This window comes from Streptomyces afghaniensis, assembly GCF_044327915.1.
GTDB lineage: Bacteria > Actinomycetota > Actinomycetes > Streptomycetales > Streptomycetaceae > Streptomyces > Streptomyces afghaniensis.
In genome coordinates this window covers 598882-617511 of the sequence record NZ_JBIRGJ010000006.1, presented here as the reverse complement: position 1 = coordinate 617511, position 18630 = coordinate 598882, and the positions used below count along the sequence as shown (strand labels likewise).

The following is an 18630-nucleotide window of genomic DNA, read 5'->3' as shown; positions in this document are numbered from 1 at the left end:
CGGAACGTACGCTCATGGGCGAGTCCTGCGGCGTAGGCACACCATTCAGAGGGAGCAAAGGGCTCGGGCCACCGGCAGGAGGTCCTGACCGAACGACAGCCTGCCTCCCAGCTGTTCGGTGACCGGGGGCGTGCCCAGTGTCCGCTCGGGGACGAACTCGACGTCCCGGAGGGGGATGGTCCATCCATTCGTCTCGCTCACGTCGCCTCCCGTGCGGTGTGGTGTCGGCCTTGCAAGAACATGAACGCGCCCCAGTCCCGATAAGCGGGATAAGCAACCCGCGTGGCGAGCTGTGCCGAGCGGAACGCCGACAGAGGGGCTGAGCCCCGAGCGACGCGCCGGTGGACTGCGGCGAAGAAGTGTGTCGCCGGCTCGGGCCGTACGGGCCACAGGCAGCCGATGATCGCCTCCGCGCCGGCGAGGAGCAGTCCGGCCGGCATGCCACGCAGGTTGTCGTTGATGTCATAGCGGCCCAGCACGGATTCACAGGACGCGAGGGTGACGAGCCGGACACCGCGGAGGTCGGTCGAGAGGATGTCGTGGGCGCATACCCGGCCGTCGTCGTCCTCGTCCGGGCTCAGGTAGAGGCAGTGGAACCAGGGCGCCGCCGCGTCCTGGGTGCCGTGGGCGGCGATGTGGACGACGTCGGCGGTGGCCAGTTCGTCGAGCAGCCGCCGGCGGGTGGCCGCCTGCCCCACAACCGGCGAAGCGCCCACCAGGGCGGCGACGTCGGCGGCGTGTTCCTCGAGGACCATCTCACGGGCCAGGCCGAACTCCTCACCGCCGCCGGCGGAGGCCACGACGGCGGTGCGCGGCGGACGGGGAACCGGATGGGCGGGCGAGGAGGACGCGCCCAGCCCGCCGATCAGCGACACCGTGAAGTCGTCGGCCACAAGGCGCTTTTCTGGGCCATAGGTGAGCAAATGGAACGGCAGGTAGTGCAGCGGCCCGTGAGCCCAGATACGCAGGTGGTCCTTGCCCTGAGCGCGCCATTGCTCCAGCCACTGCGGTGGGAACAGCGGAACACCCAGCAGATCCGCCGCCTCCGGTGTGACGTCGTCGAAGAGCGGGTCGTCGGTCACCTCGGCCCGTACAGCGCTCACCATGCCGACCAGAACATGGTCGCGCGGGGGCGACACTGCCTCATTGCCCTCGTCGTCGCCGCCCTCGTCGTCCGCGTCCCGGGCGCCGGGGCCGGAGCGTATGAGCGCGCCGCTCACCGATTCCCGGGTGACGGCGAGGACGGCATAGTCGGAGTCGGATCCAGGGGTCTCCGGCACGAACCAACTCAGGAACACCGTGCGGCTGTCCAGGCTCTCCTGCACGTTCCTCCAGTCGGCCTCCGCGTAGGCGCCCTGGATAGCAGCCTGCACCAGCGCCTTGTTGATCAGGTGGTCGATGTGACGCCTGACGTTCTGCTCGATCTCTGCCGTGGTCCGCCCCGGTGCCACCTCCCGCTCCGAGAGCGGCGCGAGAAGGTCTCCCGTGGGTGTGGCCGGCAGGACGGCATCGGCTCCGTCCTCGTCCGGTGCGGAGGGGCCCGTTCCGCTCGGCTCGGCGACCATCCGCAGCCGCACCAACTGGTGAGTGACGGCCTCCGGTACCTCGAAAGGTTCCCGGATGCCGTACCACTGGGAGAAGGTGGCGCCTTTGGCGGCGTGGTGCAAGGCCAGCAGCACGCGCAGGGGCGCTCCTTCCACAGAGGCGCGAAGTGTGGTGGCGTGCAGAACGTCCCGGCAGATCGGGGCGAGTTCCCGGTCCCGGATCGAGTAGGTCACCGGCATGGTCGCCGCGACGGTCGCCGCTACCGCGGGGAAGTCGTCATAGGAGGAACCCTCGACGTGCTCCAACAACTGGACCAGGCATGCCCTGGCCAGACCGTACATGCCGAGCAGCGAGTACTTCTGCGCCGCCTGGCAGAGCAGGAATCCGGGGCTCGGCACGTCCGGGAAGCCCTGCGGCGTCCGGGGCAGGGCCACTCCCGTCGTAGCGGCCTGGTAGTGCAGGTCGGCGTAGAGCAGGGCATAGCCGTGGCCGAGCGTGCGCATCGAGTCGAAGGGAGGCAGCAGCCGTAGACCGAGCTCCGTCCGGCCTGCCTCCAGGGCGTGCGCTGCGAGGTGGGTCCGCGCTGCCTCATCGCGCGCTTCTTTGCGCGAGGAGGGCAGCAGGCGCTGCCGCGAGAGGAGTCGTCCGGCCAGAGCGTCCAGATCCGCTCCCCGGGGCGGGCACGGGGTGTCGTCGTCGGGGAGGCAGTGCAGCCGGGCCTCCAACTCCTGTCGGGCATGGGCGTCGGACAGTGGTTCCGGCAGTTCCTCGGACCAGGGCAACATCCGGCGCAGCAGGTCCCGTTCCCCGAGGGCACGCGCCGTCTCGATGCCCTGGGACAGGAGGGCACGGGCGCCCGGCTCCCCGTACGCCTCCGCCGCCGACTTCACCGGACGGGCGAAGAGGCCGGCGACAGCGCTGATGGGTAGGTCCTCCAGCAGCCGCCCCAGAAAGAGGTCGACCACCGGACCCTCAGTACCACGGAAACAAGATCGGGCCTCCAGGGCGAGAGCCCGGATCTGATCTCCCGACAGCGAGTACGGCTGCTCCCGTGGGATACCGGCCTGGATACGCACGACGAGCGCACGCGCGCGCAACCGGCCGCACGCGGTGTGCAGCGCCTCGTCCAGGAAGGTGTTCGCCTCGGTCAGACACGTCCGGACATCCGGTGGCCGTCGGCCCTCCTCCTCGGCCAGGTACGCCTGGGACACCAGCTCGGCCGTGGTGCAGGGCAGCCCGCTGCGTGCGTACTGGTCACCGGCGAGATGGAGCGGGCCCAGCAGGGCCACCCGCAGTTCGGCCGCCGCGACAAGCGCGTCGTCGAGGGTTTCGATGAGGGGCTGGGACCGCAGAAACGCGACGCGCCGCCGGGAAAGCTCGTCCGCGTCCTCGAACACCGCCTGATCGCCGGTGAGGGAGACCAGCTGCGCGGCAGCCTCGACGGTGGCTGCTACGGCGGCCGACCACAGCGATGAGCGTTCCGGTCCTCCTCGGGCGTCGGCGATCTCCACGAGCAATCGCACGTAGTAGTAGTGCTCCCACAACGCCTGCTCCAGGGGCATGGGGCTGCCGGGATGAGTCACGGCTGCGATCTCCCGGTCCGTCATCTCCCGCAGTAATTCCTCCGGGTCGTCTCCGGGATGGATCGTCAGCGAGCCGCTCAACAGGGTGCGTGCCGCGGCGCCGCCGCCCGCCGCTGTCTGATCCGGTAGGTCGTCAGCCTGTCCGCGCTCCCATGTGATCCAGCCGATTCGGCGCGCACGAGCCCTGGCCTCGGCGGGTGTCAGAACCCGGTCGACGACGAGCTCGGCCAGCTCCGCCAGGGCGTCCGTCGGCGCTCGGATGATGGTGAGCGACGGTGGAGCGTCCTCCTCCGACGGGCTGGCGTCCCCGTCCCGTTCGACGGGCATAGCGGACTCGACGAACTCGATCACGCCGCCGTGCAGCAGGCCGCGTGCCGCCAGGCCGGTCAGCAGATCGGCCAGATCGGCACCGGCGGGAAGGTCTTCGAGGAAATCGGTGACCAGCAACAGCACGCGTCCGGCTGCCGTCGCCGTCTCCCGCCAGCCAGGCGGCAAGGGCGGCATCGTCCCGTAGCAGAACCCGGGACTGACCGGCGAGGTGATGATCAGCTCGTCCTTCTCGCGGTCGAGCCGTGCCGCCCAGCCACGTGGCGCCTCGATCGTGAACATCTCCGGCCCCACAGCCGCTATGCGCGCGAGCCCTCCCTCGTACGCCTTGATGAGCAAGCTGGGCGAGCGGCCGCTGACCGGCGAGACGGACCATCCCACCGGGGTTCCCACCACGAGGCCCGCGTAGGCCACACCGCCGATCCGGGAGATGGTCGTCATGACCCGGGTGTCCTGTGAACTGCGCATGCCCCCCACCCCCGATGGCACCGCGCCCCCCCGGCGGCGACGGTAGGGTCTGGATTCCCCCCACCGCGCTCGGCCATGCCCGGTGTACGAAGTCGAGCCTTCTTGGCGGATGATGGCCGGTTTGTGTTCGGGCCTTGTCGCCAGCCGCCGACAACACCAAAGGGCCCGCCGGAAGCCGAGGCTTCCGGCGGGCCGCTCAGTGACGAGTCCTACGGCTCACCCTGCGGGCGAGCCCTGCGGTGCAGGGCGTCTCACTTGCCGTAGTACGCGTTGTAGATCGAGATCGTCGACTTGTTGCCCTTCTTGTCGGCGATCTTGGCGTGGAAGGAGATGGCCTTCCCCTTCGCCGGGTTCTTGAAGCTGACCTTGCCCTTCGTGACGGTGAGCTTCTTCCAGGTCTTGCCGTAGTCGTACGACACGTACACCGACAGCGACTTCAGGTTGCTGCCCTTGGCGGCGCCCTCGACGGTGACCGGGACGCTGACCGTCTTGCCGGCCGGGACCTTGCTGTCCAGACCGGTGACCGCGTTGAAGCGGACCGTGGAGGCGGGCAGCTGCTTGATGCCGGAGGTCTTCTTCGAGCGGAACGTCCAGCTCGCGTCGATGCGGGTGGAGGCCGCCGCGATCTTGACGCTGCGCTTGACCGACGTCGTCAGCTTGTACTCGGCGTCACCGGCCGGGACCTTGAACTGCTTCTCACCGAACAGCGGGTCGTCGTTGCTGCCGACCTTCTTGCCGTTGCGGTACAGCGTCGTGTCGACCGCGGAGAAGGTCGAGTAGCCCGCGTTGCCCTTGCCGTCCGCGAACAGCGGCAGGGAGCCGTAGATCTGGTCGCCCTCACGGAAGAGGCCGAAGTCGGCGTCGAGACGCGGTCCGAAGACGGCCGTGTTGACGGTCTTCGAGTAGGTCTTGCCGGCGGCGAACTTGTGCGTGCCCAGCGTGTACCCGGCCTCGTCGACCGGGAAGCCGTCCGCGTCGACACCGCCGGACTGGGCGAACTCGAGCTGCCACTTCACATCGCCCGCGGTGGACAGGTGCAGCGTCCGGGTGCCGGGCAGGGACTGCTCGATGCCGATCGAGGAGGCGCTGTTGCTCCACGGCAGCCAGCCGACGGCGCTGATGGAGCCCTTCTTGCCCTTCGCCGCGGCGCCGAGGCCCGCCTTCACCGTGGCGAGCTCGCCCGCCTTGTAGTGCTTGGTGTAGCCGGTGGCGAGCTGCTTGACCTTGCCGCCGCCGGTGACGTCGTACTGCTCCTTGTCACCCTTGGTCCAGTGGCCGTCCCACTGCTGGGTCACGGAACCGTCGGTGATCTGCGGGCCGACGTGCGCGGTGCGGATGTCGGCGTAGGAGTCGAGGAACCAGCCGAAGCCGTAGCTGGAGTCCTTCGTCTCCACCGTGTAGTCGGGCGAGGCGAACTCCGACTTGGCGGCCTTGTCCGGCACGGTGATGTCCACCGGCTTGGCCTTGCGGGCGTCCAGCGTGATCGTCGTGTTCTTGGTGACGTCCAGCTTGGGCTGGGCGAGCCAGTCGGCGCCCTGGAACTTCTCGGGGTCGTCGCCCACGAAGATGTTGGTGTTGAGGATGAAACCACCCTTGGGAACCCGGGTGGTGACGGTGCCGTCCGCGTCGTACGGCGAGTAGAACTTGCCCTTGCCCAGGCCGGAGACGGCGGCCAGGTCGGCGCTGTAGTTCTTGGCGGGCTTGCCGTCACGGTCCAGGAACTTCAGCGTGACGTCGTACGACTCGACCTCGCGCTGCACCGCGGCGGCCGTGCGGACGGTCTGGCCGCCACCCGTCGCCGTCACGTACGAGGAGTAGGCGCCGTCGAGCGTGCCGCCCAGCTTGGTGTTCACGGTGAACGGGACGGAGGCCTTGCCGCCGGCCGGGACGGTCACCGAGGTGGCGCCGAGCTTGAAGAAGCCGGCCGGGGCGGCCTTGCCCTTCGGGTCGGTGGCGGTCGACGCCAGCTTCAGCGTGACGTCCTTCGTACCGAGGTTGCGGTACGTCAGTTCCTTGGTGACCGGCTTGTCGTCGGTGTGCGGCCACTGCTGGACGCCGAAGCTCACCGAGGACGGGTTGGCGATCACGGACTGGTTCATGGCCTTGTCGACCTGGATGCGGCCCGAACCCTGCTGGAACGGCGTGTACTTGCCGCCCTTCGTGGAGCCGGTGAGGGCGCCCTTCAGCTCGGGGTACTTCCACTCCGGGTGCTGCTGCTTCAGCAGCGCCGCGGCGCCCGCGACGTGCGGGGTCGCCATCGACGTACCGGAGATCGTCATGTAGCCGGCCGGCTTCTCGCCGACCTCGGCGGCTATCTGGTTGCCGGGGGCGGAGGCCGCGGTGATGTCCACGCCGGGCGCGGTCACGTCGGGCTTGAGGGCGCCGTCCATGCCGGGGCCGCGGCTGGAGAAGTCGGCCAGCACGTCCTTGTCGTCGACCGCGCCGACGGTCAGGGCCGCGGCGGCGCTGCCCGGGGAGCCGATGGTCTGCTCGCCGAAGTCGCCCTCGTTGCCGGCCGCGATGGCGAACAGGATGCCCTTCTCCTCGGACAGCTTGTTCACCGCCGCTTCCAGCGGGTCGATCGCGGGCGTGTCGCCGCCGCCCAGGCTCATGTTGACGACGTCGGCGCCCTCCGCGGCGGCCCATTCGATGCCGGCGAGGACCTCGGAGTCGCTGCCGAATCCGCCGTCGTCGAGCACCTTGCCGTTGATGATCTTCGCGCCGGGCGCGACACCCTTGTACTTGCCGCCGGACTTCGCGCCGGTACCGGCCGCGATGGAGGCGACGTGCGTGCCGTGGCCGACCTTGTCGGTGGTGTCGGGCGAGGTGGTGAAGTTCTTGGCGCCGATCACCTGGCCCTTGAGGTCGGGGTGGGTGGCGTCGACACCGGTGTCCAGGACGGCGATCTTCACGCCCTTGCCGTCGTAGCCGGCGGCCCACGCCTTGGGGGCGCCGATCTGCGGGACGGACTTGTCGAGGCTGGCCTTGCGGACGCCGTCGAGCCAGACGTGCGCGATGCCGGAGGCGGTCTTGTCGCCGTTGGTGACCGCGTCCCACAGCTCGGGCGCGTCCTCCTGCGGCGTCTGAACAGCGTCCGCGTTCACGGTCTTCAGAGCGTGGCTCAGCCGGCCGGCGTCGCGGACATCGGCCTTGGTGGCCGCGGCGCTGCCCTGGTAGCCGACGATGACCTTCAGACCCTTCTTCTGGGCCTTGCGGGTCGCGGACTTGTTGAGCTCGGTGACGTCGAAGAGCCGCTGGTCGAGCTTGCCGGTGGCGACCAGGCGGGCCGCGTCGGCCGGGATCACGAGCGTGTGGCCGTCGAGCTTGCGGACCTGGAAGGGAATGTCCTCGCGTCCCTTGGCCCGCTCCAGGCCGACGATCCGGCCCTTGGCGTCCAGGACGACCCGGTCGCCGGTGATCAGTGTGATGCGGTGCTTGGCGGTGACCGACGCCTGCTTCGCGGCTGCGGTCGTCTGCTCGCCGTTCGCCGACGCCGGGCTGGTCATACCCGCCGCCAGGGCCACGGCTGCAGCTGTGGCGACCGTGGCCGCGCACGCCCTTTTCACTTGTCTGCGCAAGTTTCCCCCTTGCAGAAGTACCGGGCGAATTCCCCGTTCACCCGGCCGGGGGTGGTCTCGTACGCATGGGCGTACACCCCCCGGAAGACGCAGTATGCCGACGGGTGATCAGGCACTCAATAGTTGAGAGAGAGGTAAGAAATCCGTGGGCCGGCTGTTACACGGCTGCCGGAACTCCGTTACAGGGCAGGACGATTGCGCACGCGCGTTCTCCTTGACACCAGAGCCGGGAGAAAACGGAAGCCCCCGCTCGCCCCCGAATCGGGGCAGAGCGGCGGCTCCTGAGTGCGGCTACGGAGTCGTCAGACCGCCGAACCGGCCTTCCAGTCGGCCCAGTTCATGTTCCAGCCGTTGAGGCCGTTGTCCGGCGCGATGGTCTTGTCGCCGGTGTTCTCGACGACCACCACGTCACCGATCATCGAGTTGTTGTAGAACCACGCGCCCGGGGTGTTCGGGTCGTCGGCGCCCTTCGCGTCCTGGAGGCCGACGCAGCCGTGGCTCGTGTTCACGTTGCCGAAGATGGACTTCGCGCCCCAGTAGTTGCCGTGGATGAATGTGCCCGAGCTGGACAGGCGGATGGCGTGCGGCACGTCCTTGATGTCGTACTCGCCCTTGCCGTCGTCGTCCGTGAAGCCCACGGTCGCGCCGTTCATGCGCGTCTCCTTGAACTTCTCGGACATCACCATGGTGCCCTCGTAGGTCTTGTTCGCCGGCGAGCCGGCGGAGATCGGGATCGTCCGGACGACCTTGCCGTCCTGGGTGATCTTCATCTGCTTGGTCTTCGCGTCGACGTACGAGACCTGGTTGCGGCCGATCTTGAAGGTGACCGTCTTCTGCTGGACGCCGTAGACGCCCTCGGCACCCTGGACACCGTCGAGCGCGAGCTTCAGCGTGACGGTGGAGCCTTCCTTCCAGTAGTCCTCGGGGCGGCAGTCCATGCGGTTGGCGTTGAACCAGTGGCAGGCGACCTCCTGACCGCTGGTCGTGCTGACCTTGATGCCCTTCTGGACCGCGGCCTTGTTGGTGATCGCCTTGTCGAAGTTGATCGAGACCGGCATGCCGACGCCCACGGTGGTGCCGTCGTCAGGAGTGAAGGTGCCGATGAAGCTGTTGGCCGGGGAGACCGTGGTGAACGAGGCGTTCTCGTGGGCGACGCGGCCGTCGGAGTCCTTCGCCTCCGCCGCCAGCTTGTAGGTGGTGGAGCGCTCCAGCTGCGTGCTGGGCTTCCAGCTGGTCTTGTCGGCGGATATCTGGCCGCTGACCTCCGTGCCGTCGGACGTCGTCATCTTGACGCTCGTGAGCGTGCCCTTGCTCACGGTGACGGCGGCGGAGTTGTTGATGGAGGCGTTGTCGGAGCCGTCCTCGGGCGTGATCTTGATCTGGGCCTTGGAGGCCTTCTTGGCCGCGGCCTCGTCGACCTTCGACTGGGAGCTGCCGCCGTCGCTCCCGGAGGCGTTGTCGTCGCCGCCGGAACAGGCCGAGAGCACCAGCACTCCGCCGAGCAGTGCGGACGCGACCGTCAGGCCCTTGCGCCGCTTACTGACCGTCATCACACGCTTCTCCATCGTTGCCGATTTCCCCAAAACCCCGGGCATCCCCGTCAAAGTCCAAGTGCCCCCGTCAGGACTCGTGAGTCCTCGTCCGGAACTTTCAACGCTACGACCGGTTCGCCCGGTTCCCCATGTCACGCACGTGTGGGGATCACCACGTCCGCGCCGGTCCGCAGCGCACGGGCGCGGACGGTGCGACTCAGGGCGGTGCGCCGCCTGAGACGCAGAGACCCCGGACGACGGTTGCCGCCCGGGGTCACTATTTTCTCAAGTGCCTCAGATGTCACTGTCGTCTTCGACATCATCCTCGTCGAGGTCCCAGTCCGGCGAATCGGGGTCGTAGTCGATCCGCTCGCTGCTCCAGGAGGCCTGCTGGAGCTCCACACCCGGCACCTGGCTGACCAGGTCGAAAGGGTCCACGAGGTACGCGAGGGCCTCGGCAGTGTCTTCCGTCACAGCGGCCTCGCCGTGGGCCCGTTCCGCCGCCGGCATCCCACCGTCGTCGGAGATCCGGCGCAGCGCGGCCTTGGTGATCCCGTCCGGGTCCTCGACTTCGAGAACGAGTTCCACCCGAAGCCGGACAAACCGTGATGTCTCTGGAGTGCTCATGGCGCGAGCGTACGTCCAGGGCCTCCCGTGACTTTCCTGTGACCCGCGACTTTCACTAACATCGCCCCACACGGCCAATTCGCCAGCGCCACAAGGGGATCGATATTCCGTGTCATCCGCTCGCCGTCCGTTGCTGACCGCCACCGCCGCGGCGACCCTGCTGGGCGCCCTGTGGTTCGTCCCGTCCGCCAACGCGACGTCAAACTCGCCGGTGAGAGACGCGGTCGCGGCGAGCCCGTCGCCGCAGGTCACGGAGCAGGCGCGGATCGCCGCCACGACCGCGGGCGACTCCGTCACCGGCACCCGCCTCGCCGACACGGGCAGCTTCGACAGCACGCCGTACGTCATCGGCGGCACGTTCTTCCTCACGCTGGGCGCGGGCTTCGTCGCGTACTCGGTCCGCCGGGAACGGCTCGGTTTCTGACGTTCACGCGCCCGGGGGCCCACAGCATGACGGGGCCCCCGGTCGGTCTTCTCCTGCTTACTGAAGCGGGCCGGTCACCGTCTGCACCGCGGCCAGCAGCCGCCCGTCGCGCACGAACGCGTCCGCCGCGGCCAGGTCGGGCGCCAGGAACCGGTCCGGGCCCGGACCCTGAACTCCCGCGTCCCGCAGGGCGTCGATGACCGCCCGCGTCGCGGGCGCCGGGGTCAGCCCTTCGCGCAGCTCGATCGCGCGCGTGGCGGCGTACAGCTCGACGGCCAGGACCCGGGTGAGGTTGTCGACGGCCGTGCGCAGCTTGCGCGCGGCCGACCAGCCCATCGAGACATGGTCCTCCTGCATGGCCGAGGACGGGATCGAGTCGGCGGACGCCGGTACGGCGAGCCGCTTCAGCTCGCTCACCAGCGCGGCCTGGGTGTACTGAGCGATCATCAGGCCCGAGTCCACGCCGGCGTCGTCGGCGAGGAAGGGCGGCAGGCCGTGGCTGCGGTTCTTGTCGAGCAGCCGGTCGGTGCGCCGCTCGGCGATGGAGCCGAGGTCGGCGACGGCGACGGCGAGGAAGTCCAGGACGTAGGCGACCGGCGCGCCATGGAAGTTGCCGTTGGACTCCACGCGCCCGTCGGGCAGTACGACCGGGTTGTCCACCGCGGAGGCCAGCTCGCGGTCGGCGACCAGCCGGGCGTGGGCCATGGTGTCCCGCCCGGCCCCGGCGACCTGCGGGGCGCAGCGCACCGAGTAGGCGTCCTGGACGCGCGGCGCGTCGTCCTGGTGATGCCCGGTCAGGCCCGAACCCTTCAGCACGGCCAGCATGTTGGCGGCACTGGCGGCCTGCCCCGGGTGCGGCCGGATGGCGTGCAGCTCGGGCGCGAGGACCTTGTCGGTGCCGAGCAGGGCCTCCAGCGACAGCGCGGCGGTGACGTCGGCGGACCGGTAGAGCGTGTCCAGGTCGGCCAGGGCCATGACCAGCATGCCGAGCATGCCGTCGGTGCCGTTGAGCAGGGCGAGGCCTTCCTTCTCCCGCAGTTCGACCGGCTGGATGCCGTGCGCGGCGAGGAGTTCGGCGGCCGGGCGTACGACACCGTCGGGGCCTTCGGCGTCACCCTCCCCCATGAGCGCGAGCGCGCAGTGGGACAGCGGCGCGAGGTCGCCGGAGCAGCCGAGGGAGCCGTACTCGTGCACGACCGGGGTGATACCGGCGTTGAGGAGGTCGGCCATGGTCTGCGCGACCTCGGGCCGTACGCCGGTGTGCCCGGAGCAGACGGTCTTCAGCCGCAGGAACATCAGGGCGCGTACGACGTCCCGCTCCACCCTCGGCCCCATGCCGGCGGCGTGCGAGCGGACGATGTTGCGCTGGAGCTGGGCACGCAGCTCCGGGCTGATGTGCCGGGTCGCCAGGGCCCCGAAGCCGGTGCTCACGCCGTACACGGGGTCGGGCTTGGCCGCCAGCGCGTCCACGATCTCGCGGGCCGCCGCGAGGGCGGCCAGCGCCTCCTCGGAGAGCTGGACGCGGGCGCCGCCGCGCGCCACGGCGAGCACGTCGGACGCGGTCACCCCGGACGTCCCCACCACCACAGTGTGCATATCCATATTCAGGAGCGTACGCAGTGAATTCGATGATGTCACCACTGGGGACCCGGTTCACCCCTTACCGATACGTCACACGCGGCCCGGCCCCTGGCTAGGGCGCGTGCCGTCCCCGGAAGCGCCGGCGCTCACCGTCGGTCTCCTGGGACGGTTCGTCCGCGAGCCGCAGGACGGGGTCGTCGGGCCCGGCCCGCCCGGCGACGACCGGCCGTGTGGCCTGCTCGGCCTTCGCCTGGTACTGGGCCGCGTCGGCGAGCCGGAACAGCCGCCGGGCGGAGCGCACCGGCCCGATCGGATCCTCGGTGGACGCGACCCCGCAGGCCACGCCGTCCCCGAGCTCCAACTCCGCCGCCCGCCGGCACAGTTCGCCGGCCGCCTTCACGACCTGGTCGGCGGGCGGCCCGACCGCGAGCAGACAGAATTCGTCCCCGCCGAGCCGAGCCGCCAGGGCCCCCGGCAGCATGGCCCCGCACAGCGACAGCACCGAGCCGAAACGCTCCAGGAGCCGGTCGCCGGCGGCGTGCCCGTGGGTGTCGTTGACGCGCTTGAGCCCGTTCAGATCGCAGACGACGAGGCTGACGACGGCTCCGTCCCTGCGGTGCCGCTCGATCGCCTGCTCCAGGTGCACGTCGACGGCACGGCGGTTGGCCAGTCCCGTCAGCGCGTCGGTGAACGCCAGGCGCCGGGCCTCCTCGAGCCGCTCGGTCTGGGCGATGCCGGCGGCGACGACGGCGGCCAGGACGGTGGCGAAATCGGCGTCGGCCCGCTCGAAGACGGGCTCACCGGCGGGCCGGGCGACGTACAGCTCCCCCCAGGCCCTGCCGTGCAGCACGATGGGCGCGACCACGCAGCAGCCGCGGCCCCGGCGGCGCAGGGCGGCGACGCGCTGGTGGCAGTACCCGGGACGCCGCCCGGCGGCAGGCCCCTCTGCGGTCTCCACCCAGGCGTCCGGCTCCCCGCCACCGGCCCACTGCTCGTGCAGGAACTCGGTGATCTCCGCGAACTGGTGCACCGGGTAGGACTCGTCCTCCGGGAACTCCTCTTCCCCCTCGGCCAGCTCACCGACGTTGACGAGGACCTTCAGCCGCCCGAGCTCCCGCTCCCACACCGACAGCGCGGCAAAGCTGCCGCCGAGCGCCCGGCAGGCCCCGACAGCCGCCGCACGCCACGCCTCATGCAACCCGTGCGCGGCCGCCATCCCCTGAGCCAACGCGACGACAGCCACGAGCCGTCTGTCCTCACCCATCACCCCAGGCTAGGCAGTTTCCAGCCATTTGGTTCGGTTGACGGCGCGAACGGGGAGAACCGGAGGCCCCTCAGCCGGCCCGGCGGTCTCGGCTCACTCCCCCGGCCACTGAGGCTTGCGCTTCTCATTGAACGCGGCGACCCCTTCCGCCCGGTCCCCCGAAAACGCCACGGATCGCCAGGCCGCGTCCTCCACCTCAAGGCCGGCCCGCAGATCCAGCCCCTGCCCCAATCGCAACGCCCGCTTCGCCGCCCGCAACCCCACAGGCGAATTCCCGGCGATCCGGGCAGCCAGCTCCAGCGCCGACTCCCGGTCCCGCCCCTCCTCCACCACCTGATCGACCAGCCCCAACTCCCCCGCCTCAGCGGCCTCCACCCGCCGCGCCGAGAAGATCAGCTCAGCCGCCCGCGCCGCCCCCACCCGCCGCGGCAGCAACTGCGTCCCCCCGCCTCCGGGAATCACCCCCACCGACACCTCCGGCAGTCCCACCACCGCGGTCCGGTCCGCCACGATGACGTCACACGCCAGCGCCAGCTCGAACCCGCCCCCCAGCGCGAAGCCGTGCACCGCCGCCACCGTCGGCACCGGCAGCTCCAGCACCCCGGTGTACGCGCCCCGCGCCACCGGCCGCTGCCGCACCAGCTCCGCGTCGCTGAACGAGTTCCGCTCCTTCAGATCGGCCCCGACGCAGAAAGCCCGCTCATGCGACGAGGTCAGTACGACCACCCGTACGTCCCGGTCCTCCCCCAGCGCCGCACAGGCCCCGGTGAGGGACCGCGCCATCTGCGTCGACACCGCGTTCATGGCCTTGGGCCGGTCGAGGACGAGCTCCGCGACATGCCCCTGCTCATGCCGCCGCACCAGCACGAACTCCCCGAACCGTTCCTCACTCATGACACCCTCCGGTTAACGCGGGTTAACAACATCACCGCTCCGATCATCGCAGCCCCACCCCACCCGCGAAAGAGCGGACGCGTCCGGTTCCCGCACCACAACCCCGCCCACCCGTTCGAGTGACATCAGCCCAACTCCGGTCCGATCGCCCATGGGAGCGCATAGCGTGCATCCGCCACGGCGCACTGGGGGCGCGTGCGTACCGGGGAGGGACCATGACGACGACGAACACGTCGGCGAAGCCGCAGCGGGACACCGGAGCACCGGGGGAAACCGACTCCTTCTCGCCCCGCGCCCGAGGCGGCCGCCACCGCAAGCCCCGCCCCCGCAAGGCCCTGCTCGCCGCCGGCGGTCTCGCCCTGGCAGCCGGCGCCCTGAGCCTCGTACGTCTGACCTCCGGCCCCGGGCCCGGCACCGACAGTGTCGGCACGGTAGAGGCCGAGCCCCGCCCGGACCCCGTCACGACCGGCACGGACGAGGCCACGAACACCGCCGCCACCGCCACCCCCGAGGCGAGCCCCTCGTCACCCGCCGCCCTGGGCGGCCTCACCCCGTCACCGGGCACCCGCGGCCCGGTCGCCGCCCCTCCCGCCCCGTCCACGTCCATCGACACCCGAGGGGCGGATACGGCCGCGATCCCCCGGAGCACGGCCGTCCCCGTCCCCGACACGACGCACCCCCCGGCGCCGACGGCCAGGGGCGAGGCCCCACGCCCGGCCCCGGCCCAGCCCACACCACCGAGCCGGACCGCACCCACCCCGGCACCCGAGCCTGAGAAGCCGAGGAAACCGCAGGACCCGGGCCTGTGCGTGCCGGTCATCGGCGTGTGTGTGGACCCGCTGGACTGAGCGCCCTGCGGTCGGGCGCGCAGGCCTCGTCAGCCGCTGTCCCGTCGCGTGAGCAGCCACGGCTCCACGACGCCCAGCCCACGCACCGGCCGCTGCCACATCGGCTGCAACGCGAACCGGTACACCGGCGGCTCCTCGCCCTCCTTCTCCGCCGCCGCGGCCTCCTCGGCCGCCTCCGCCTCGGAGGCCGGGGCGTCCTGCGTGCGGATCAGCTCCTCGGCGAAGGCGGTGTCGACGAGGACGGCGTCCTTCGGGGCTATCGAGGTGAGCCGGGAGGCCAGGTTCACGGTCGTACCGAAGACATCACCCATACGGGTGGTCACCGTGCCGAACGCCATGCCGACACGCAGCTCCGGCATCGTCTCGTCGTGCGCCATGGTCTCGATCAGCCGCAGGGCGATCTCCGCGGCCACGCCCGCGTCGTCGGCGGCGTACAGCACCTCGTCGCCGAGGGTCTTGATCAGCCGGCCGCCGTTCGCGGCGACCAGGTCGGCGGCGGTGGTCTCGAAGGCCTCGACCAGCTCGCCGAGCTCCTCCTCCTCCATCCGGCGGGTCAGCCGCGTGAACCCGACCAGATCGGCGAAGCCGACCGCGAGCCGCCGGTCCACCATCTCCTCGTCGTCGGCGGCCTGCACGACCCGTCCGGCCGAGGCGGCGAGCTGCCGCCGCCAGACGTAGACCAGGAACTCCTCCAGCTCGGGCAGGAGCAGCTCGACGATCGGGTACGTCACCTCGGTGCGCGTCATGCCCGGCTCGGGCGGCTCGGTCAGCCCCTCCAGGAAGGAGTCGATCTGCCATTCGGCGAGCCGCGCGGTGGTCTGCCCGGTGGACCGGGCCACCTGCACGGCCATCGCCTCGCTCAGCAGCCCCGCCTCGACGAGACCGGCGAGGCGCCGCAGTGCGAGGACGTCCGCCTCCGTGAGCGCCTTGGCCTGCCCGATGTCGGCGAAGCCCATGGCCCGCCAGAAGCGGGAGGCCAGTTCCATGGAGACGCCGGCGCTGCGGGCCGCCTGGAACGGGGTGTAGCGGCGCTCGGCGCCCAGGATGAGCCCTTCGAGGCGCAGGGCGAGCGGATCCTCGCCGGAGTCGGCGCCCTGCGCGTCCTCGCCGGAACCCGAGTCGTCGACGGTCACGCGTGCTGCCCTTCCGATCTGTCACGGTCATGTATCGACCGGCCTCAACTCTACGGCAGGTGTGCGCCAGCTCACTCCGTCAGGTTCAGCCGGGGGGTGAGGTGCCCGGCGTTTCCCTGGCACTCGGAGCTGCCGTAGTCCGCGGGCATGCGTGCCGCCCGGGGCGGCACGGGTGGGCGCGGGCAGCACCCCGCTCCGCCGGGCTGCGCGACGCCCCGACCCCAGCGACAACGCCGAGCAACCGTCAAGCGGGCCGCAAGTGCACGATGTCCCCCGCGCCGACAGGCTCCTGCACTCCCTCCCCCGTCGCCAGCACCAACCGCCCGTCCCCGTCCACCGCAACCGCTTCCCCCACCACGGCCCGATTCCCAGGCAGCTCCGCCCGCACTTCCCTCCCGAGCGTCGCGCACCCCGCCGCGTACGCCTCCAGCAGCCCGCAGGCACCCGCGTCACCCCCGGCCGCACGCCACTTCCCGTACCACTCCTCCAGAGCCCGCAGCACCCCCCGCAACAACGGATCCCGGTCCGTGCTCACGGCCCCGGCCAGCCCCAGCGACCCCGCCGTGGGCACCGGCAGCTCGTCCTCCTTCAGCGTGACGTTGATGCCGACGCCGATGACGACCCCGCCGTCCCCCGCCCGCTCCGCCAGGATCCCCCCGGCCTTGCGCTCCTCGCCCCGCACGGTGACCAGCAGGTCGTTCGGCCACTTCAGCGCCGTGTCGACACCCGCCGCCCGCGACAGCCCCGTCGCCACGGCGACACCCGTGAGCAGTGGCAGCCACCCCCACCGCTCCACCGGAACCTCGCCCGGCGTGAGCAGCACGGAGAAGAACAGGCCGGAGCGGGGCGGCGCCGTCCACTGCCGGTCGAGGCGCCCGCGCCCGGCCGTCTGCTCCTCGGCGACGAGCACCGCGCCCTCGGCGGCCCTGCCCTCGGCCGCCCGGGCCACCAGGTCGGAGTTCGTGGAGCCGGTGCGCTGCACCACGTCCACCTCGGACCACAGCCCGCCCTCGTGCACCAGGCCCCGGCGCAGGGCGGTGATGTTGAGGGGCGGACGGTCCAGGTCCGACCAACGGCTACCGTTCGGCTCTGATGCATCTCGCGGCGTCATGCAACCCACCCTAGGTGTGGTAAACGCCGCACTGCCGATACCGAGGCACCCCACTACTCTACGGATGAGTAACCGTCCCCCCTTTTGAGCAGGCAGGGAGCCGCATCCCGATGTCCGAGCCGGAAGAGCAGCAGCCTGACATTCACACGACCGCGGGCAAGCTCGCGGATCTGAAGCGCCGCATCGAGGAAGCGACGCACGCCGGCTCCGCACGCGCCGTCGAGAAGCAGCACGCCAAGGGCAAGCTGACGGCACGTGAGCGGATCGAACTCCTGCTGGACGAGGGCTCCTTCGTCGAGCTGGACGAGTTCGCCCGGCACCGCTCCACCAACTTCGGCCTCGACAGGAACCGGCCGTACGGGGACGGGGTCGTCACCGGATACGGCACCGTCGACGGCCGCCCCGTCGCCGTGTTCTCCCAGGACTTCACCGTCTTCGGCGGGGCCCTCGGCGAGGTCTACGGGCAGAAGATCGTCAAGGTCATGGACTTCGCGCTGAAGACCGGCTGCCCGGTCATCGGCATCAACGACTCCGGCGGCGCCCGGATCCAGGAGGGCGTCGCCTCCCTCGGTGCCTACGGCGAGATCTTCCGCCGCAACACCCACGCATCGGGTGTCATCCCGCAGATCAGCCTGGTCGTCGGCCCGTGTGCGGGCGGGGCCGTCTACTCCCCCGCCATCACCGACTTCACGGTCATGGTCGACCAGACCTCTCACATGTTCATCACCGGCCCCGACGTCATCAAGACGGTCACCGGCGAGGACGTCGGCTTCGAGGAGCTGGGCGGGGCCAGGACCCACAACTCGACGTCCGGGGTCGCCCACCACATGGCGGGTGACGAGAAGGACGCCATCGAGTACATCAAGCAGCTGCTGTCGTACCTGCCGTCCAACAACCTCTCCGAGCCGCCGGCCTTCCCCGAGGAGGCCGACCTAGAGGTCACCGACGAGGACCGCGAGCTGGACACGATCGTCCCGGACAGCGCGAACCAGCCGTACGACATGCACACGGTGATCGAGCACGTCCTGGACGACGCCGAGTTCTTCGAGACGCAGCCGCTGTACGCGCCGAACATCGTCACCGGCTTCGGCCGGGTCGAGGGCCGGCCCGTGGGTATCGTCGCCAACCAGCCGACGCAGCTCGCCGGCTGCCTGGACATCAAGGCCAGCGAGAAGGCGGCCCGCTTCGTGCGGACCTGCGACGCCTTCAACGTGCCCGTCCTCACCTTCGTCGACGTCCCCGGCTTCCTGCCCGGCGTCGGCCAGGAGCACGACGGCATCATCCGGCGCGGCGCCAAGCTGATCTACGCCTACGCCGAGGCGACCGTCCCGCTCATCACGATCATCACCCGCAAGGCCTTCGGCGGGGCGTACGACGTCATGGGCTCCAAGCACCTGGGCGCCGACCTCAACCTCGCCTGGCCGACCGCCCAGATCGCCGTCATGGGCGCGCAGGGCGCGGTCAACATCCTGCACCGCCGCACGATCTCCGAGGCCGAGGCGAACGGCGAGGATCTGGAGGCGGTCCGGGCCCGGCTGATCCAGGAGTACGAGGACGCCCTCCTCAACCCCTACGTCGCGGCCGAGCGCGGTTACGTCGACGCGGTGATCCTGCCGTCCGACACCCGCCGGCACGTCGTACGCGGTCTGCGTCAACTGCGTACGAAGCGGGAATCCCTGCCTCCGAAGAAGCACGGCAACATCCCCCTCTAGTCC

Annotated in this window: 13 protein-coding genes; 3 read left to right on the top strand and 10 right to left on the bottom strand. The window is 70.6% G+C overall.

Features of this window, described 5'->3' with window-relative positions; genetic code table 11:
• Window positions 1-45: 45 nt before the first annotated feature.
• The 5 genes from ACH4G3_RS25280 to ACH4G3_RS25260 form a co-directional block, all read right to left on the bottom strand.
• Window positions 46-201: a hypothetical protein gene (locus ACH4G3_RS25280; RefSeq protein WP_397626624.1), complete on the bottom strand. Its 156-nt coding sequence runs from the start codon at window positions 199-201 to the stop codon at window positions 46-48.
• A complete protein-coding gene (locus ACH4G3_RS25275) occupies window positions 198-3923 on the bottom strand; it encodes a CHAT domain-containing protein (protein WP_397626623.1) in 3726 nt (1241 codons plus the stop codon). Before ACH4G3_RS25275 ends, ACH4G3_RS25280 begins: the two co-directional genes overlap by 4 nt.
• Window positions 3924-4174: 251 nt before the next feature.
• Window positions 4175-7489 (bottom strand): S8 family peptidase, encoded by a 3315-nt coding sequence (locus tag ACH4G3_RS25270; RefSeq protein WP_397626729.1) that lies wholly within the window; start codon window positions 7487-7489, stop codon window positions 4175-4177.
• Between the two features lie 314 nt (window positions 7490-7803).
• The gene (locus ACH4G3_RS25265; protein ID WP_397626622.1) at window positions 7804-9051 is read right to left on the bottom strand and encodes a L,D-transpeptidase; all 1248 of its coding nucleotides are present in this window, start codon (window positions 9049-9051) and stop codon (window positions 7804-7806) included.
• Between the two features lie 276 nt (window positions 9052-9327).
• Complete coding sequence (locus tag ACH4G3_RS25260) at window positions 9328-9660, bottom strand: hypothetical protein (RefSeq protein ID WP_397626621.1); 333 nt, start codon at window positions 9658-9660, stop codon at window positions 9328-9330.
• A 109-nt stretch (window positions 9661-9769) separates the two neighbouring features.
• Between ACH4G3_RS25260 and ACH4G3_RS25255 the strand changes: the two genes are divergently transcribed.
• On the top strand, window positions 9770-10084 hold the full coding sequence (locus ACH4G3_RS25255; protein WP_208641698.1) for a hypothetical protein: 315 nt from the start codon (window positions 9770-9772) through the stop codon (window positions 10082-10084).
• A gap of 57 nt (window positions 10085-10141) precedes the next feature.
• On the opposite strand, the gene hutH is transcribed toward ACH4G3_RS25255, so the two are convergent.
• The 3 genes from hutH to ACH4G3_RS25240 form a co-directional block, all read right to left on the bottom strand.
• Window positions 10142-11680 carry a histidine ammonia-lyase gene (hutH, locus tag ACH4G3_RS25250; RefSeq protein ID WP_397626728.1) on the bottom strand — a complete coding sequence of 513 codons (1539 nt, stop codon included), beginning with the start codon at window positions 11678-11680 and terminating at the stop codon, window positions 10142-10144.
• A 97-nt stretch (window positions 11681-11777) separates the two neighbouring features.
• Window positions 11778-12929: a GGDEF domain-containing protein gene (locus ACH4G3_RS25245; RefSeq protein ID WP_397626620.1), complete on the bottom strand. Its 1152-nt coding sequence runs from the start codon at window positions 12927-12929 to the stop codon at window positions 11778-11780.
• A 93-nt stretch (window positions 12930-13022) separates the two neighbouring features.
• A complete protein-coding gene (locus ACH4G3_RS25240) occupies window positions 13023-13823 on the bottom strand; it encodes an enoyl-CoA hydratase/isomerase family protein (protein WP_354741505.1) in 801 nt (266 codons plus the stop codon).
• 215 nt (window positions 13824-14038) lie between these two features.
• Here ACH4G3_RS25240 and ACH4G3_RS25235 point away from each other — a divergent pair, with 215 nt between their 5' ends.
• A complete protein-coding gene (locus tag ACH4G3_RS25235; protein ID WP_397626619.1) occupies window positions 14039-14671 on the top strand; it encodes a hypothetical protein in 633 nt (210 codons plus the stop codon).
• Between the two features lie 29 nt (window positions 14672-14700).
• Here ACH4G3_RS25235 and ACH4G3_RS25230 read toward each other — a convergent pair whose 3' ends face one another.
• Both ACH4G3_RS25230 and ACH4G3_RS25225 read right to left on the bottom strand, forming a co-directional pair.
• A complete protein-coding gene (locus ACH4G3_RS25230; protein ID WP_397626618.1) occupies window positions 14701-15804 on the bottom strand; it encodes an adenylate/guanylate cyclase domain-containing protein in 1104 nt (367 codons plus the stop codon).
• Between the two features lie 244 nt (window positions 15805-16048).
• Entirely contained in the window at window positions 16049-16915 is an 867-nt protein-coding gene (locus ACH4G3_RS25225) for a biotin--[acetyl-CoA-carboxylase] ligase (protein WP_397626617.1), read from the bottom strand.
• Window positions 16916-17025: 110 nt separating this feature from the next.
• Here ACH4G3_RS25225 and ACH4G3_RS25220 point away from each other — a divergent pair, with 110 nt between their 5' ends.
• Window positions 17026-18627 (top strand): acyl-CoA carboxylase subunit beta, encoded by a 1602-nt coding sequence (locus ACH4G3_RS25220; protein ID WP_397626616.1) that lies wholly within the window; start codon window positions 17026-17028, stop codon window positions 18625-18627.
• Window positions 18628-18630 lie beyond the last annotated feature (3 nt).

Excerpts from the sequence above, each read along its gene's own strand:
- ACH4G3_RS25220 (WP_397626616.1), top strand. The coding sequence starts at position 17,026 with ATGTCCGAGCCGGAAGAGCAGCAGCCTGACATTCACACGACCGCGGGC.
- ACH4G3_RS25265 (WP_397626622.1), bottom strand. The coding sequence starts at position 9,051 with ATGACGGTCAGTAAGCGGCGCAAGGGCCTGACGGTCGCGTCCGCACTG.
- ACH4G3_RS25245 (WP_397626620.1), bottom strand. The coding sequence starts at position 12,929 with ATGGGTGAGGACAGACGGCTCGTGGCTGTCGTCGCGTTGGCTCAGGGG.
- ACH4G3_RS25275 (WP_397626623.1), bottom strand. The coding sequence starts at position 3,923 with ATGCGCAGTTCACAGGACACCCGGGTCATGACGACCATCTCCCGGATC.
- hutH (WP_397626728.1), bottom strand. The coding sequence starts at position 11,680 with ATGCACACTGTGGTGGTGGGGACGTCCGGGGTGACCGCGTCCGACGTG.
- ACH4G3_RS25260 (WP_397626621.1), bottom strand. The coding sequence starts at position 9,660 with ATGAGCACTCCAGAGACATCACGGTTTGTCCGGCTTCGGGTGGAACTC.
- ACH4G3_RS25225 (WP_397626617.1), bottom strand. The coding sequence starts at position 16,915 with ATGACGCCGCGAGATGCATCAGAGCCGAACGGTAGCCGTTGGTCGGAC.
- ACH4G3_RS25235 (WP_397626619.1), top strand. The coding sequence starts at position 14,039 with ATGACGACGACGAACACGTCGGCGAAGCCGCAGCGGGACACCGGAGCA.
- ACH4G3_RS25240 (WP_354741505.1), bottom strand. The coding sequence starts at position 13,823 with ATGAGTGAGGAACGGTTCGGGGAGTTCGTGCTGGTGCGGCGGCATGAG.